14 protein-coding genes are annotated in these 14,751 nt (G+C 65.4%); 8 read left to right on the top strand and 6 right to left on the bottom strand.

The genetic code is table 11. From position 1 onward, the window contains the following. The first annotated feature begins 202 nt into the window (after positions 1-202). The gene (locus G566_RS0102380) at positions 203-1,822 is read left to right on the top strand and encodes a long-chain-fatty-acid--CoA ligase (protein ID WP_022679082.1); all 1,620 of its coding nucleotides are present in this window, start codon (positions 203-205) and stop codon (positions 1,820-1,822) included. Between the two features lie 53 nt (positions 1,823-1,875). Next, positions 1,876-2,988: a patatin-like phospholipase family protein gene (locus G566_RS14610; RefSeq protein ID WP_022679081.1), complete on the top strand. Its 1,113-nt coding sequence runs from the start codon at positions 1,876-1,878 to the stop codon at positions 2,986-2,988. 27 nt (positions 2,989-3,015) lie between these two features. Here the strand turns inward: G566_RS14610 and G566_RS0102370 are convergent, their stop codons facing one another. From G566_RS0102370 to moaB, 4 genes are all read right to left on the bottom strand, one after another. Next, positions 3,016-4,101, bottom strand: a complete 1,086-nt coding sequence (locus G566_RS0102370) for a PA0069 family radical SAM protein (RefSeq protein WP_022679080.1) — start codon at positions 4,099-4,101, stop codon at positions 3,016-3,018. Continuing rightward, on the bottom strand, positions 4,079-4,528 hold the full coding sequence (locus G566_RS0102365) for a DUF3224 domain-containing protein (protein ID WP_243442392.1): 450 nt from the start codon (positions 4,526-4,528) through the stop codon (positions 4,079-4,081). The genes G566_RS0102370 and G566_RS0102365 overlap by 23 nt, the downstream gene beginning before the upstream one ends. A gap of 71 nt (positions 4,529-4,599) precedes the next feature. Further along, the gene (locus tag G566_RS0102360; RefSeq protein WP_022679078.1) at positions 4,600-5,052 is read right to left on the bottom strand and encodes a hypothetical protein; all 453 of its coding nucleotides are present in this window, start codon (positions 5,050-5,052) and stop codon (positions 4,600-4,602) included. A 3-nt stretch (positions 5,053-5,055) separates the two neighbouring features. Continuing rightward, positions 5,056-5,583, bottom strand: a complete 528-nt coding sequence (gene moaB / locus G566_RS0102355) for a molybdenum cofactor biosynthesis protein B (protein ID WP_022679077.1) — start codon at positions 5,581-5,583, stop codon at positions 5,056-5,058. Between the two features lie 80 nt (positions 5,584-5,663). Here moaB and G566_RS0102350 point away from each other — a divergent pair, with 80 nt between their 5' ends. After that, the gene (locus G566_RS0102350) at positions 5,664-6,032 is read left to right on the top strand and encodes a VOC family protein (RefSeq protein ID WP_156874400.1); all 369 of its coding nucleotides are present in this window, start codon (positions 5,664-5,666) and stop codon (positions 6,030-6,032) included. 2 nt (positions 6,033-6,034) lie between these two features. Here G566_RS0102350 and G566_RS13275 read toward each other — a convergent pair whose 3' ends face one another. Further along, on the bottom strand, positions 6,035-7,930 hold the full coding sequence (locus G566_RS13275) for a lytic transglycosylase domain-containing protein (RefSeq protein ID WP_022679075.1): 1,896 nt from the start codon (positions 7,928-7,930) through the stop codon (positions 6,035-6,037). Beyond that, entirely contained in the window at positions 7,927-8,664 is a 738-nt protein-coding gene (locus tag G566_RS0102340) for a uracil-DNA glycosylase family protein (protein ID WP_022679074.1), read from the bottom strand. Before G566_RS0102340 ends, G566_RS13275 begins: the two co-directional genes overlap by 4 nt. 117 nt (positions 8,665-8,781) lie before the next feature. On the opposite strand from G566_RS0102340, the gene G566_RS0102335 reads away from it, so the two are divergent. The 5 genes from G566_RS0102335 to G566_RS0102315 all read left to right on the top strand — a co-directional run bounded on the left by G566_RS0102335 (position 8,782) and on the right by G566_RS0102315 (position 14,630). Continuing rightward, on the top strand, positions 8,782-10,431 hold the full coding sequence (locus G566_RS0102335; protein ID WP_029131154.1) for an electron transfer flavoprotein-ubiquinone oxidoreductase: 1,650 nt from the start codon (positions 8,782-8,784) through the stop codon (positions 10,429-10,431). Between the two features lie 261 nt (positions 10,432-10,692). Next, complete coding sequence (locus tag G566_RS14605) at positions 10,693-12,366, top strand: tetratricopeptide repeat protein (protein ID WP_022679072.1); 1,674 nt, start codon at positions 10,693-10,695, stop codon at positions 12,364-12,366. A gap of 45 nt (positions 12,367-12,411) precedes the next feature. Continuing rightward, positions 12,412-13,230, top strand: coding sequence for a 4-(cytidine 5'-diphospho)-2-C-methyl-D-erythritol kinase (locus G566_RS0102325; protein ID WP_022679071.1), 819 nt, complete (start codon positions 12,412-12,414; stop codon positions 13,228-13,230). 310 nt (positions 13,231-13,540) lie between these two features. After that, positions 13,541-13,819 (top strand): hypothetical protein, encoded by a 279-nt coding sequence (locus tag G566_RS0102320; RefSeq protein ID WP_022679070.1) that lies wholly within the window; start codon positions 13,541-13,543, stop codon positions 13,817-13,819. A gap of 94 nt (positions 13,820-13,913) precedes the next feature. Then, entirely contained in the window at positions 13,914-14,630 is a 717-nt protein-coding gene (locus G566_RS0102315) for an N-formylglutamate amidohydrolase (protein WP_022679069.1), read from the top strand. The last annotated feature ends 121 nt before the right edge of the window (positions 14,631-14,751 follow it).

Below are 14,751 nucleotides of genomic sequence, written 5' to 3'. Positions count from 1 at the left end.
ACATCAACAGCATCGTCATCATCTTATCCCCTTGCCAGCGACGAATCGCCAGAATGTTCCTTATCTGTTCCGCACCTTATGTTCCTGTAATGTTCTTTCCGTCAAGCCCCCTTTTCGCGCTTCGACGGCGGGGCTATGAACTATTGGCAAGGTGCCGCGGTCAGAAAGGCGCGCTGCATGAGAAAATTTGGGGAGGACGCGCATGTTGGGAACGATGCAGGATTGGCCGCTGCTGGTGAGCAAGCTGATCGATCACGCGGCGATTTATCATGGTCAGCGCGAGATCGTGTCGCTGAGCTGCGAAGGGGCCAAGCATCGCACCAACTGGGCCACTGTGCGCGGCCGCGCCAAGCAGGTGGCGGGCGCGCTGCGGCGGTTGGGCATGCAGCCCGGCGATCGCATCGCCACGCTGGCTTGGAACACCTGGCGCCATGTCGAAAGCTGGTATGGCATTTCCGGCATGGGCGGCGTTGCCCACACCATCAACCCGCGCCTGTTTGAAGAGCAGATCATCTACATCGCCAACCACGCTGAAGACCGGGTGCTGTTTTTCGATCTGACGTTTGTGAAGCTGGTTGAGAAACTGGCGCCAAGTCTTTCCACGATCGAGCATTTCGTGCTGCTTACGGATCGTGCCCACATGCCGGAATCCAGCCTGAACCTGCTCTGTTATGAGGATCTGCTGGCGGCCGAGAGCGTGGATGCGCCGTGGACCGACGTGCCGGAAAATGCGCCGGCGGGCCTGTGCTACACCAGCGGTACCACCGGCAATCCCAAGGGCGTGCAATACAGCCACCGTTCCAACGTGCTGCACGCCATGGCCGCCTGTGCCACCGATGTGTTTGCCATGGGTGCCCGCACCGTCGTTCTGCCGATTGCGCCGATGTATCACGCTAATGCCTGGTCCATCCCCTACACGGCGGCTGCGGCCGGCGCGAAGCTGGTGATGGGCGGCCCCAATTTCGATCCGCCAACGCTGCACAAGCTGATTGTGGAGGAAGAGGTGGATCTGGCGCTGGCCGTGCCGACCATCTGGCTGGGCATGATGCAGCACCTGGAAAAAACCGGTGAGACGATGGGCAAGCTGAACCGCACCGCCATTGGTGGTTCAGCTGTGCCGCGCGCCATGATCGAGGCCTATGACAAGCTCGGCGTGCGCGTCTTGCAGCTGTGGGGTATGACAGAAATGTCCCCGCTCGGCACTGTGGGTACGGGCGTTCCAGAAACGGATACAATGCCTTACGCCGATGAACTCAATGTTCGTATAAAGCAGGGCCGTGGGCTGTTCGGTGTCGAAATGAAGATCGTTGACGACGATGGCCAGGAATTGCCGCGAGACGGTGTGGCTTTCGGCCGCCTGCTGGTGCGGGGCCCGTGGATTGTGGGCAGCTATTTCAAGGGCGATGGCGCCAGCGCGTTCGAAGACGGATGGTTCGACACGGGCGATGTCGCCACGCTCGATCCGCTTGGCTACATGCAGATCGTCGATCGCGCCAAGGATGTGATCAAGTCCGGCGGTGAATGGGTCTCGTCCATCGATCTGGAAAATGTGGCTGTCGGTGCGCCGGGCGTGGCGGAAGCCTGCGTGATCGGTGTGCATCACCCCAAATGGGATGAGCGCCCGCTGCTGCTGGTGGTGCCGAAGGAGGGCGCGGCGGTGACCAAGGAGAGCGTGCTGGCCTATCTGGACGGCCGTATCGCCAAGTGGTGGACGCCCGATGATGTGTTGATCGTCCCCAGCCTGCCGCACACCGCCACGGGGAAGCTGCTGAAAGTGGCCCTGCGCGAACAATACAAGGACTATAAGCTGCCGACAGCGTAAGCGGGGTCATTCCCGGGCGCAGAGTTGCGCCGCGAACCACAGGGGCCCCCGTCATGAGACCTGCATTTCCAGTGTTGTGTAGTCTGTTGCTGCTGGCAGGCTGCGCCACACGGCCGACAGCACCAGCCTTCGAGGCACCAATGCTGGCCCGCACGGCGATCGTTTCGGCAGCCGATGCCGATGGCACACCGCTGGGTGATCCGCCGCCGTTGCGCCAGGTGGGCAAGCGCAATGATGTCCTGCTGCTTTCGGGCGGCGGATCTGTGGGGGCATTTGGCGCCGGTGTGCTGGTGGGCTGGAGTAAATCCGGCACTAGCCCGCAGTTCGACGTGGTGACCGGCATTTCAACCGGAGCGCTGATGGCCACTCTGGCCTTTCTGGGGCCAAAGCATGATGCCGATCTTGCCCGCGCCTATACGGAAATCACCGCTAAGGACGTGATGAAGCGCCGCGGCATCATCGGCTTTGCAAAGAAGGCTTCGGTGTATGATCGCGGGCCGCTGGAGCGGATGATCGAGACGATCGTGACCGAGCAGATGATGGATGAGGTCGCAGCTGAACATCGCAAGGGCCGGCGGCTGTACGTGGGCACCACCAATCTCGACAACGGCGTGGCCACGGTTTGGGACATGGGCCGCATCGCCAGTTCAACCGAGCCAAACCGGGTCCAGCTCTATCGCCGCGTTTTGGCGGCATCGGCGGCAATCCCGGGCGTGTTCGCGCCGGTGTACATCAGCCAGACCGATGGGCCGCCGACGATGCATGTCGACGGCGGCATCAAGCAGGCCGTGCTGTTCCGCAGCTACATGATCGATCCGCGCGGTGCCAATGAACATGTCTGGACGATTGTGAATGGCCACGTCAGCCTGGTTGGCAACACGGCGCTCAGCGGCACCAACAGCGGCAGCATCATCGGCCGCAGTGTTCTCGAGATGTTGCGATCGATTGCCTATCGTTCCATCGAGAGGGTTTACACCATGGCCCGCAACGCCCGCGCCGAATATCACCTGGCCTATCTGCCGGATGACGAGGAGGAACCGAGCCCGATCAGCTTTGAACCCGCTGCCTTGCGGCGGCTGTTCGAGGCAGGGCGCGCGATTGGTGCCAAGGGCCAATGGCAGGCGGAGCCGCCGCGGCTTGAGCGCTACCAGAAGATGGCGCGATAAGGGTGGAGTGCCCTGATTGGCGCTGCTTCACGGGAAAAGGCTGAACTGATCACCGGGTGTCTGGAACCGGGTGCAATCCAGTTGAATCCGTTCCCGGCTCAGCCCGTGGTTGGTGCAGGCCTTCCCGAAACGCTGGCGCATCAGGTCGGCATAGGGGCCTTGCGCCTGGAAGCGGGCGAAGAAGCGGGGATCATTGTCCTTTCCGCCGCGCATGGAGGTGATGTGGTGCATGACGCGGGCGGCGCGGTCGGGGAAATGTGTCGCCAGCCAGTCGCGGAACAGCGGCGCGACTTCGTGGGGCAAGCGCACGGGGATGGAGTAAGCGCCAACTGCGCCGGCTTCGGCAGCAGCGGCGACGATGGCTTCGATCTCGTGATCGTTTATCGCCGGGATCATCGGCGAGAGTGAGACGTATACGGGCACGCCGGCTTGGCTGAGCGCGCGGATGGCGGCGAGGCGGCGTGGAGGTGTGGCGGCGCGTGGTTCCATGCACCGGGCGAGGTGGGGATCGAGGGTGGTGACGCTGATCATCACCGCGGCGAGGCTGCGGGTCGCCATGGCGGTAAGGATATCGAGGTCGCGGCACACCCGGTCTGACTTGGTGGTGATGGTGACGGGGTGACGGCAGTCATTCAATATTTCAAGGATTTGCCGGGTGATCTTCCAGTCGCGCTCGATGGGCTGATAGGGATCGGTGTTGGTGCCGAGCGCGATGGGCTGGCATTCGTAGCCGCGTTTGCCCAGTTCGGCCTTCAGCAGCGCTGGCGCGTCCGGCTTGGCGAACAGCCGGCTTTCGAAATCCAGGCCGGGCGACAGATCGTGAAAGGCGTGTGTGGGGCGGGCGAAACAATAAACGCAGCCATGCTCACAGCCGCGATAGGCGTTGATCGAGCGGTCAAACGGCACATCGGGGGATTGGTTGCGGGTGATGATGCTGCGCGGGCGTTCCACCGTTACCGTCGTGCGCAAGGGCGGCGGTGCGTCGTCAACCGTTGCGGCCATGTCCAGCCAGTCACCATCGGCTTCGCGAGCGGCGAGGCCAAAGCGGGCGGGCGTGGCGTTCCCGGTCGCGCCGCGCCCGCGCACCGCCTCAGGGTGCGGCGGGGAGGCCATAGCTGAGCGTGTAGAAATGCTCCCGGCCGGCGATGCGGATGGTCATGCGGCCGCTGATGCCTGCCAATGCCCCTGTGCCGGAGCCAGGCACGATGACCACATTGAGCTGCTGACCGCCGGCATCCATCGTCCCATTGTGCTGCAGCGCAAAGCCACCGCTGCGGCCAGCCAGCGTGCCCTCCACCAACTCCATCGCGACATAGCCGGCGATGCCCTTGGCCGGATCGCCTGCGCTCATCATCACGCCAGTGCTGGTGCCGGCCAGATCACCGTTGAAGCGCTTCTCCAGCCGGTGCTGCGCGACACCGCCGGGCGCTGCGGGCAAGGCGGTGAGCGTCACGCTTAACTGGCCGCTGGCTTCGGCGCCGGCAGCCGGGTTGCCTACAGTGAAGCTGGCCATCATCAGACATGCTCCGATCAGTTTCATCACCCGACTCTCCATCGGATGTGAACGTATCAGGAACATGGCGCGTGCACCAGCGGGATTGATGACCTGTTTCAGGCGGCGACCTGGCCCAGTGCCAGGGCTTCGCGAGTCAAGACTTCGGTGCGCAGGGCGCGGGCATCGGCCAGCGCGTTGTGGGGCATGGCGCTCATGCTGGCAGTGTCGAAGCCGGGCAAGTTGATCAGATCAAAGCGCACGTGCGGGACCATGCGGCGGCCTTTGAACACCAGCAAGCCAGCGGCGTGGGCGATATCCTCTGGCCAGTCGGCGACCAGCACGGGCTCGGCATCGGTCGCAAGATAGGCGGCAAGCGCGGCCACCACGTCGGCGCGGCTCTGGGCCGGGGCGCCCAGCTTGGGCATCACATGTTCCGCCACCCAGCGCAGCGGGCGGTGGCAGGGCAGCACGGCATAGAAATCGCCGAGACCCTCGCCTTCCGGCACCAGCGCGATGGCGATGAGCGGGCCATCGAAGCCGTTGAATTCGCAATCGAGGAAATAGCGCACGGTTCAGCGTTCCCGCAGACGGGGCAAAAGCTCGACGAAGTTGCACGGCCGGTGGCGGGCATCCAATTGGCTGGCCAATATGCCGTCCCACCCGTCCTTCACGGCGCCGGTGGAGCCGGGCAGGCAGAAGATATAGGTGCCGCGGGCGAGGCCAGCACAGGCGCGGGACTGGATTGTGGAGGTGCCGATGCTCTGGAAGCTGAGCCAGCGGAACAGCTCGCCAAAGCCGGGAATCATCTTTTCCGCAACCTGATCAAGCGCTTCAGGGGTCACGTCGCGGCCGGTCACGCCGGTGCCGCCAGTGGTGATGATGACGTCGATGGCCGGGTCATCAATCCACGCGTTCAGGTGCGCCACCAGTAGCGACACCTCGTCCTTCACGATGGCGCGGGCGGCAAGAACATGGCCAGCAGCGGTGAGCCGCGCCACCAGCGTGTCGCCCGATGTGTCGGTGGCGGCCTCGCGCGTGTCGCTCACCGTCAGGGCGGCGATATGCAGAGGCACGAAGGAAATCGACTCATCAATGGGCATGAATGACGCTAAACTGTTCCTTGCCGGTTTGTCATGGTGGATGAACACCGAGGGGAAGGATTGGGACAATGGCGCGGGTGATGGCGATGATCTGCGTGAGCGACCGCGAACGGGCGCGCGGCTTTTACCGTGATGTGCTGGGGCCGGTGCTGGGCATTGGTGCGCCGGGGATTGACCATTTTGGCGATCAATTCCCGTGCGGCGATGGGTTCATCCGGCTGACCGCGTTACCGGATTTCACGCCCGGTCCCCATCCTGTGCTGGGCTGGCAGGTGGATGATGTCGGCGCCGCCGTGGCCGGGCTGGTGGCGAAGGGCGCCCGAATGCTGATCTATCCTGGCTTTGGCCAGGACGAAGCGGGCATCTGGAATTCGCCCGATGGCGGCGCCCGCATCGCCTGGTTCAACGACAGTGAGGGCAATCTGCTGAGCCTGACAGAGCAGCGCTGAGCCTATTTCCCGCCGGCCACTGCGCGATCGTCGCTGGGCCAGGCTTCGGGGGTGAAGCTGCCGGGTTCGGGGCGCGGCCGGATGGGCAGCGGATCGCGTTTTACTGCCATTTCGCCGCCGATGCCGGGCAGGCGTGGCCACAGGCCTTGCGCGATGGCGTCCATCGAAGCCGGCGAATGGCCGTCGCGCAATTCGTACATCCACAGGTTCCTGAGCACGATTTCGACATAGTGCCGGGTTTCGCGATAGGGGATGGATTCGATGAACAGCAGCGGATCGCCCTGATCATCCAGCGTGCGGTTCCAGGTCTGCACCGAACCCGGCCCGGCGTTGTAGGCGGCGATCACCTTGGGCAGCAGCCCACCGGTAAGCCCCATGCGGCCCAGCACTTCCAGATAGGTCTGCCCCAGTTCGAAATTATAGGCCGGGTCTGCCATGTCGCCCACCACGCTTGCGGCGTCGGGGGTTTCCTTCAGGATGCGGCGGTTCACCAGGTCGCGGGTGTCGGGCATCAACTGCATCAGGCCCTTGGCACCGGTGCGGCTGGTGGCGGTGGTGATGAAGGCTGATTCCTGCAGGGCGTGGGCAAAGGCCAGGCTGCGCGGCACCCGCCAGCCGCGGAACGGCACCCAATCCGGCGCGGGATAGCGGGCCGACAGCGGCGCTTCCAGGCCCAGCGGTGGCTTGGTGGCGAGGCTGTACTGCGTGGCCGGCAGATCGAGGCGTGCCGCCAGCCGCAGGATCGCCGGATAGGCATCAGCGGGCGCGGTGGCGGCGAGGTGGCGGAGTTCGCGGTCGGCCAGGCCCAATTGGCCTATTTCCACCAGCGCAGCGGCACGACGGGCGCCGGCCACATCTTTCAGGTAATTCCAGTCTGCCGTGATGAAATCGGGCTCTCGCCAATCCAGACCCTGATCCACACCCAGCGAGCGGCGGGCGAGCAGGCCATAGAAGCTGGCGACCGAGGTGGCGGCTTGGGTGAGCCGAGCCTTGCGGTTGGCGTCATTGCCGGCCAAGCCCCAACTGCGGCCGGCCCAGAAGGCAGCAGCGGCGCGGGTATCGTCGCGGCCCATTTTCACCAGATCAAAGGCTTCGGCGGCATCGCGCCAGCGGCCCAACCGGAAGGCAGCCAATCCGGCGCTCCACGCCCCGTCTGACGCGCCTTGGCCCAAGCCCGCGGCGGCTTCGAGGCCCATGCGCCAGGCGGCGAGATCGTCGCCCATGCGATAATGATTCCAGGCGATGCGGGCGGCGAGATCGGCGCGGGCGAAAGGCGACAGCGCCGGGGCCTGTGCCAGCCACAGCCGCTCCGCCTCGTCATTGCGATCGGCGGCGAGCAGCGGCTTCAGCCGGGCCGAAAGCTCACCATCGGCGGGTGCGGATTCAGTCCGAAAGCCAGTGCTACTGGCGGTACGGAACGGCCGGGCTTCCGGTAGAAGCGGCAGCGGCGCACTGTCGCCGCCGGGCAGGGCATCGGCCAGCCGGGCAATCTTTGGCGACAGCGGCAGATCGGGATTGGCCGTGAGCCAGGTGACAAGGTCAGCCCGCGTGACTTTTCCGGTGCCGCGCGCGACGATCAGGGCCGCGCGGGCGGTTTCGCTGAGCAGGCCGGCGGGCAGGGCGATGAGCGATTTTTCCGCCGCGGTGAAGCGGCCGGCATCGAGATCAAGGAAGATCTGGCGGAAGGCGGCGCGTTCTTCCTCGGTCAGCTGCGGCGGCACCATGCGTTGACGCGGGGTGATGCCGGTGCGCAGGCCGGTTACTGTCTGCATCGGTTGCGCGGCGGGAGGCAGTGTCGTGAGCGGCGGCGGTGTTGGCGGCATCAGCGCCGGCGGCACGGTGATGGCGGCGGCCGGGCCAGCCAGAACCAGGGCAATCAGAGCCGTCGCGCGCCTCATCCGATTGCGGCCCGAAACAGTTTCAGATGTTCAAACGCCTGGCGCTTCAATTCCTTGTTGCCGCCCATGGCACGCGGGTGGATCGACGGCAGCAGTTGCGCGCCGCGCCAATCGAACCAGCGCCCGCGGCTGCTGCCCAACCGGGCCTGCGTGCCAGCCAGATCGGCGGCGACCTGGCCCAGTGCCAGCACGTGCGTGGGCGAAGCCAGTTCGGCCAGCCGCTCCACCACCGGCGAGAAACGGGCCAGCGCGCTGGCGGTGGGCTCGCCATCGCCCGGCGTTGGCCAGGGCAGGCGACTGACCAGCGCGGCCCGGTTCCAATCAAGATCGATGGCGGCCAACATGCGATCGATGGTCTCACGGTGGCTGGGATCTGTGTCTGGCCGGTCGATCAGCACCCAGATGCGTGTTTCCAGCGCACCTTGAAACAACAGTGGTGGCCGCGTGCGGGCATCGGGAAAGCGGCCAAGCAGGGCAAGCAGTGCCGGCACATCGGCACAGGAGCGCGCCGGGTGATCGGCGGCCGGGGCCGGCGCGGGCGCCGCCATGCGCGGTGCAGCGGCTGGTGCGGGCGCCGGTTCGGGCCTGGGCGTTGCCTTTGGCTGCGGCGCATCGAGCCAGCGGCGCGGCTGTTCTGCAATCGCCACATCGGCCCCGGCGCTCACCAGAAAGGCCAGCGCAGCGGCAGGATCGGCAGCAACAGGGATGGCAAAGGCGTCTGGGGTAAGCGTCACAAGCGACCAAAAGCATCAGTGTGCCCCGTCTGGTCAAGCCTTTGCTGTGCCGCTATCTGGTGAATGATGGCAAGGCTGCGCCAGCCTGATGCGGCGCCGCGAGGATGGGGAAAGCACGTGAGCGAACGGGAATCGATGCCCTATGATCTGGTGATCGTGGGCGGTGGGCCAGCTGGCCTTTCCGCGGCGATCCGGGCCAAGCAGGAAGCACAGCGGCTGGGTGTCGAGCTTTCGGTGTGCATCCTGGAAAAGGGCAGCGAAATCGGCGCGCATATCCTGTCGGGTGCAGTGGTTGATCCCCGCGCGCTGGACGAGCTGCTGCCCGAGTGGCGCACCATGGATTCGCCGCTGACCGTGCCGGTGACGGAGAACCATCACTGGGTGCTGACGGAAACCAAGAAATATGAATTCCCGCACGCGCTGTTGCCGCCGTTCATGCAGAACAAGGGCTGTTATACCGTCAGCCTCGGCAATCTCACCCGCTGGCTCGCCACCCAGGCCGAAGCGGTTGGCGTGGAAATTTTCCCCGGCTTTGCCGCGGCCGAAGTGCTGTTCAACGATGATGGCAGTGTGAAGGGCGTCGCCACCGGCGACATGGGCATCGCCAAGGATGGTTCCAAGAAAGACAGCTGGACGCCCGGCCTGGAAATCCACGCCAAGTACACCTTCTTCGCCGAAGGCGCGCGCGGGCATCTTTCCAAGCAGATCATCAGCCGGTTCGATCTGCGCAAGAACAGCCAGCCGCAGATTTACGGCATCGGCCTGAAGGAGTTGTGGGACATCCCGGCCGAAAAGCATGTGCCGGGTCGGGTGATCCACAGCCAGGGCTGGCCGCTGAGCGATGCCAATGGCGGCGGCTTCCTCTATCACCAAGCCAATGGCCAGGTGGCCTTGGGCTTCTCGGTGTGGCTCAACTATGACAACCCGCACCTGTCGCCGTTCGAGGAATTCCAGCGCTGGAAAACCCACCCGGCGATCCGCGAAATTCTGGAAGGCGGCCGCCGCGTTTCCTATGGCGCACGCGCCATCAATGATGGTGGCTTGCAGGCGGTGCCGAAACTGGCCTTCCCTGGCGGCGCCTTGATTGGTTGCGCTGCAGGCTTCCTGAACGTGCCGCGCATCAAGGGCAGCCACACGGCGATGAAGAGCGGCATGATGGCCGCTGAATGCGCCGTCGCGGCCATCGCCGCCCAGCGCGGTTGGGACGAACTGAAGGATTATGACGCCGCTTACAAGAAGAGCTGGGTGCATGAAGAACTGAAGATCGTCCGCAACGTGCTGCCGGCGGTGGAAAAGTTCGGCAATGTGGTGGGCACCGCCATGGGCGGCGTGATGATGTGGATGGAGTATCTGGGCTATGAGCTGCCGTTCACCTTCAAGCTCAGCCCCGACAACACCCATATGCGCCGCAAGGATGACGCGCCGAAAATCGTCTATCCCAAGCCGGATGGCGTGATCAGTTTCGACCGTCTCTCCAGCGTGTTTCTTTCGAACACCAACCACGAGGAAGACCAACCCTGCCACCTGACGCTGAAGGATGACTCGGTGCCGGTCGAGGTCAATCTCGCGCTCTATGACGAGCCGGCGCAGCGTTATTGCCCAGCCGGCGTGTATGAGATTGTTGGCGTCGAAGAGAACGCGCCGCGGCTGCAGATCAACGCGCAGAACTGCGTGCATTGCAAGACGTGCGATATCAAGGACATGACGCAGAATATCAATTGGGTCGTGCCAGAGGGCGGTGGGGGCCCGAACTATCCGAATATGTGACGCAGCGCGGCCAGTGACCATTGCGCAGCGATGGACACGGGCTCGCGCAAGTGTCCGGACGGCGAGCGAAAAGGGCGGCCCAACAGGCCGCCCTTTTTGACTCGTCCGACGGCGTGGCTCCGCCACGCTCTTCCTTCCTTTTTCCCTATCCCCAGAAGCGGACTCGGCGGCTCTGCCGCCGGCCGCACCCAGCAGCACTCATCCCCCCGCGACTCTCACCCCCCTCGACATTCCTCCCACACCCCGCCATCTTCACCACACATGCGCACCCGCCTCACCATCGCTGCCCTGCTCGCGCTCTCTGCCACGACAGCCCAAGCCGCCAAGCCGGCAGCCCCCAGCGATTCCGCGCTGCACGCCTATGTCATTGGCCGCTACGCCGTGCTGGATAACGAGGTCGGGCTGGCCGCCCGGTTGATGGAGGAGGCGCGTGCCGCCGATCCGGCTGCGGCCAGCATCAAGCGCCGCAGCTGGGAACTAGCGCTGGCCAACGGCGATCAGGCGCGGGCGTTCCAATTGGCGCGCAGCCTGGCCGCCGATGGCGCCAGCGATCCCGATGTGATCATGACGCGCATTGCTGAAGCCGTGATCCGCAAGGATTGGGCGTTGGCCGCATCCTTGCGCCAGAAACTGGGCGGGCAAGGCTGGCCGATTGTCGTTGGGCCGGTGGTCGACGCCTGGGTGGCGCAGGCCCGTGGCGATGCCGGGGCAGCGCTCAATCTGCTCGATCCGCAGCGTCACCAAGGCTTCCTGCGCGCCTATATCGCCGAACAACGCGCCCATCTGCTGGCCAGCCTGGGCCGCTGGGATGAAGCGGCCACCGCCTATCGCCAGGCCCGCTCCGGCGGCGGCCCGGCTTTGCTGTTCCTGCGGCAAGGTCAGGCCGATGCACTGGTGATGGCCGGCCGCAAGGACGAGGCATTGGCCGTGCTCTACCCGGGCGATCGGCCGACGGCAGTGGCACGTGAACGGCTGCAGGCCGGCCAGCGGCTGGGCCCCCTGGTGGCCGAACCCCGGCAGGCGCTGGCGTGGACGGCGGCGCGGCTTGCGATTGATCTGGCGCGGGAACGTTCCGAGCCGATGGCGTTGAATTTCGCCCGGCTGGCCAGTTTCCTGGCGCCTGAATTGCCGATCACCTGGCTGACCGTGGGCGACATGCTGGGTAAGTCCGATCAGACGCAGCCGGCGCTGGCCGCGCTGGACAAGGTGCCTGCCGGGCTTGGTCTGGAAGAAGCTGTGCGCGCCCGCCGCGCCGAAGTACTTGAAGCCGCTGGCCAATCTACCGCGGCCGGGCAGTTGCTGCAACGCGCCGCCGAGGCGCCGGAGGCATCGGCCGATGATTGGGGCGGGCTGGCCGGCTGGCACAGCAGAGCCAGTCGCTTTGCCGAAGCCGCCAGCGCCTACGGCATGGCAATTGATCGTTTTGGCAGGGGGTTGGGCGCTTCGGCGTGGAACCTGTACTATCTGCGCGGCATGATGCGCGATCGCGCCGGCGATTGGCCGGGCGCGCAGTCCGATTTTCGCGCCGCGCTGGCGCTGTTCCCTGATGAACCGGGAGTGCTGAATTATCTCGGCTATGGCCTGCTCGAACGCGGTGGCGCGCCGGTCGAAGCACGCGCCCTGATCGAAAAGGCTGCCCAGTTGCGCCCCGGTGATGGCGGCATCATCGATTCCCTGGGTTGGGTGCAATTGCAGACGGGCGAGGTGGACAAGGCGGTGGCCACGCTGGAACGTGCCATCAGCCTTGAACCACAGGATCCTACCATTATCAGTCACTTGGGCGATGCGCTGTGGCAGCAGGGCCGCCGAATCGAAGCGCGCTTCCGCTGGCGCCAGGCACTGGCGCTGGAAGCCTCGGCGGAGGACAAGCGCAAGCTGCAGGCCCGGCTGGACTATGGCCTTGATGCGGCGCCAGCGATGCTTGCTCAGAAATAGAAGCACTTGCGCCGCTTGCCGGCCCGCGCCACAGCGTGCCTCGCGATGCTGACCGAACATGCCCCGGCCAAGATCAATCTGGCGCTGCACCTGCGGCGGCGGCGGCCCGATGGCTATCATGATCTGGAGAGCATCTTCGCCTTCACCGATTTCGGCGACACGCTCCACGCCGCACCGGCGGAAACGCTCACGCTCACGCTTTCGGGTCCAACGGCTGCCGCGGCGGGTCCGGATGCTGACAATCTGGTGCTGCGCGCTGGCTGGGCGCTGGCGGCGGCTGCCGGAATGGTGCCGGGCGCTGCCGTCACCCTGGAGAAGCGGATTCCGGTTGCGGCCGGTCTCGGTGGCGGCTCGGCGGATGCGGCCGCCGCGCTGCGGTTGCTGAACCGGCTGTGGGGTCTCAACTGGCCACTCGACCGGCTGGCGACATTGGCCGAGCCTTTGGGCGCCGATGTGCCGGTTTGCGTGTACAGCCAGATGCGCTTTGGTGCGGGCAAGGGGGAGGCGCTTTCGGCCTGGCCCCACGATCCGGCCGGCACGCCCGTTTTGCTGGTCAATCCACGTGTGGCGGTTGCGACCGGGCCGGTGTTCGCCGGCTGGGACCAGCGCGATCTCGGCCCCATCGATCCCGCCCTGCCGCTTGATCGGCTGCGCAACGACATGACCGCGGCGGCCATTGCCCTGCAGCCGGTGATCGCCGATGTGCTGGCGGCACTGGAGCGGGCAGGGGGAACGAGCCTTGTGCGGATGAGCGGCTCCGGCGCCACCTGCCTGGCGCTCTATCCCGATCTGGCGGCGCGCGATCGGGCGGTGACGGCGCTTGCCGATAGCGACTGGTGGCTCTGCCCCACGCACATCATCTGATTCGGGAACCGCAGTCCCGAGTCGCGCTCTAATGGCCACGCAATTTCCTGGTTGCAGCGCCACATTCTGGCTACGTCATTCATGCAACTAATTGATATTGCTATGCCGCACCGCGACATTCTGACCAACGCTCAAAATAGCTGTTGACGGTCTTCTGAGCCGCACTTAGAACGCCCTCAGTTGATTTGAGCAGCGCTCAGCCTCCGCTCAACTCCCCCCCCCTCGGTCGGGGGCGGCGTTGCTCAAATCAATCGGAATTCATGTCACGTCACGCGGACCCAGATCCTGGCGCCGCAACAGGAGAAGACCCATGTTGAACCGCATCATCGCTCTGGCCATCACTGCCGCTGCCGTGGCCGCCACCCCCGTCGCCGCTGCCGCTCCGGTCAGCTGCAAGGTGACCCCGGCCCAGATCCGCACCCTGGCCGAAGCCAAGGGCGGCGAAGACGCCACCAAGGCCCTGAAGCTGGTTTCGACCGGTGAAGCCCTGTGCGCCGCCGACGCCAAGTTCGAAGCCGGCAAGAAGTTCGCCGCCGCCGCCAAGCTGCTCGGCACCGAGCTGGCCGCCCTGCCGGCTATTGGCCAGTAATTATCGGTTTCATCCTCCCAAGGATGCCCCCTAAGGCCCGGTGGTTCGCCACCGGGCCTTTTTTCCGTGCGGCAAGGGGGCTATGCCGGCAGCAATGAGCCTGCCCGAAATCCTGCCCGGCACCGCCGATCTGCTGCTGATCGCCGATCACGCGTCGGCCGCTGTGCCGCCCGGCATTGATCTGGGCATCCCGCTCGCGCTGCTCAATGATCATATCGCGGTGGATATCGGCACCGATGCGCTCACCCGCCGTCTGGCCCGCGCGCTGTCTGCCCCGGCCATCATCGCCACCGTCTCGCGCCTGGTGGTCGATCTGAACCGCGATCCTGCCGAACTGGGCGCCGTGCCGGCCAGCAGCGACGGCCACCTGATCCCAGGCAACTGGAACCTGGCGCAAGAAGAACGCGACCTGCGGGTGGAGGCCATCCACGCCCCCTATCACGCCGCCATCGCCCACCAGATCGCCGCCACCCGCCCGGCCCTGATCATCTCCGTCCACAGCTTCACGCCGCAGCTCGCCACCCGCGCAGAAGAGCAGCGCCCGTGGCCGATCGGCATCCTCTACAATCAAGACGATCGCGCGGCCCGGCTGGGCCTTGTCGCCTTGGCCAGCCGTGGCCTGCACGTGGGCGACAACCAGCCCTATTCCGGCCGCGACCTCAACTACACCATGGACCGTCACGCCGAAGCAGCGCGTATTCCCTATCTCGGCATCGAAGTGCGCAATGACGGGTTACTCACAAAGGAAGGCGTGGCGCGCTGGACGCACATATTGGCGGACTGCATCGCAAATGTGCGGCGGGGGCTGTAGGAAGAAAAGACGAGCCTCCGGTAGGCAGGGACGGGTCCCTGCCTACCGGAGGCACGCTTTGATACTCCACCCTTGACCCCATCGCCCCTCTGCGCCAAGGCAAGATTGTTAGCCAAAGAGG

It is taken from the genome of Sandarakinorhabdus limnophila DSM 17366 (assembly GCF_000420765.1).
GTDB lineage: Bacteria > Pseudomonadota > Alphaproteobacteria > Sphingomonadales > Sphingomonadaceae > Sandarakinorhabdus > Sandarakinorhabdus limnophila.
The sequence above is the reverse complement of the archived record's forward strand: the minus strand, read 5'-3'. Positions and strand labels throughout refer to the sequence as shown.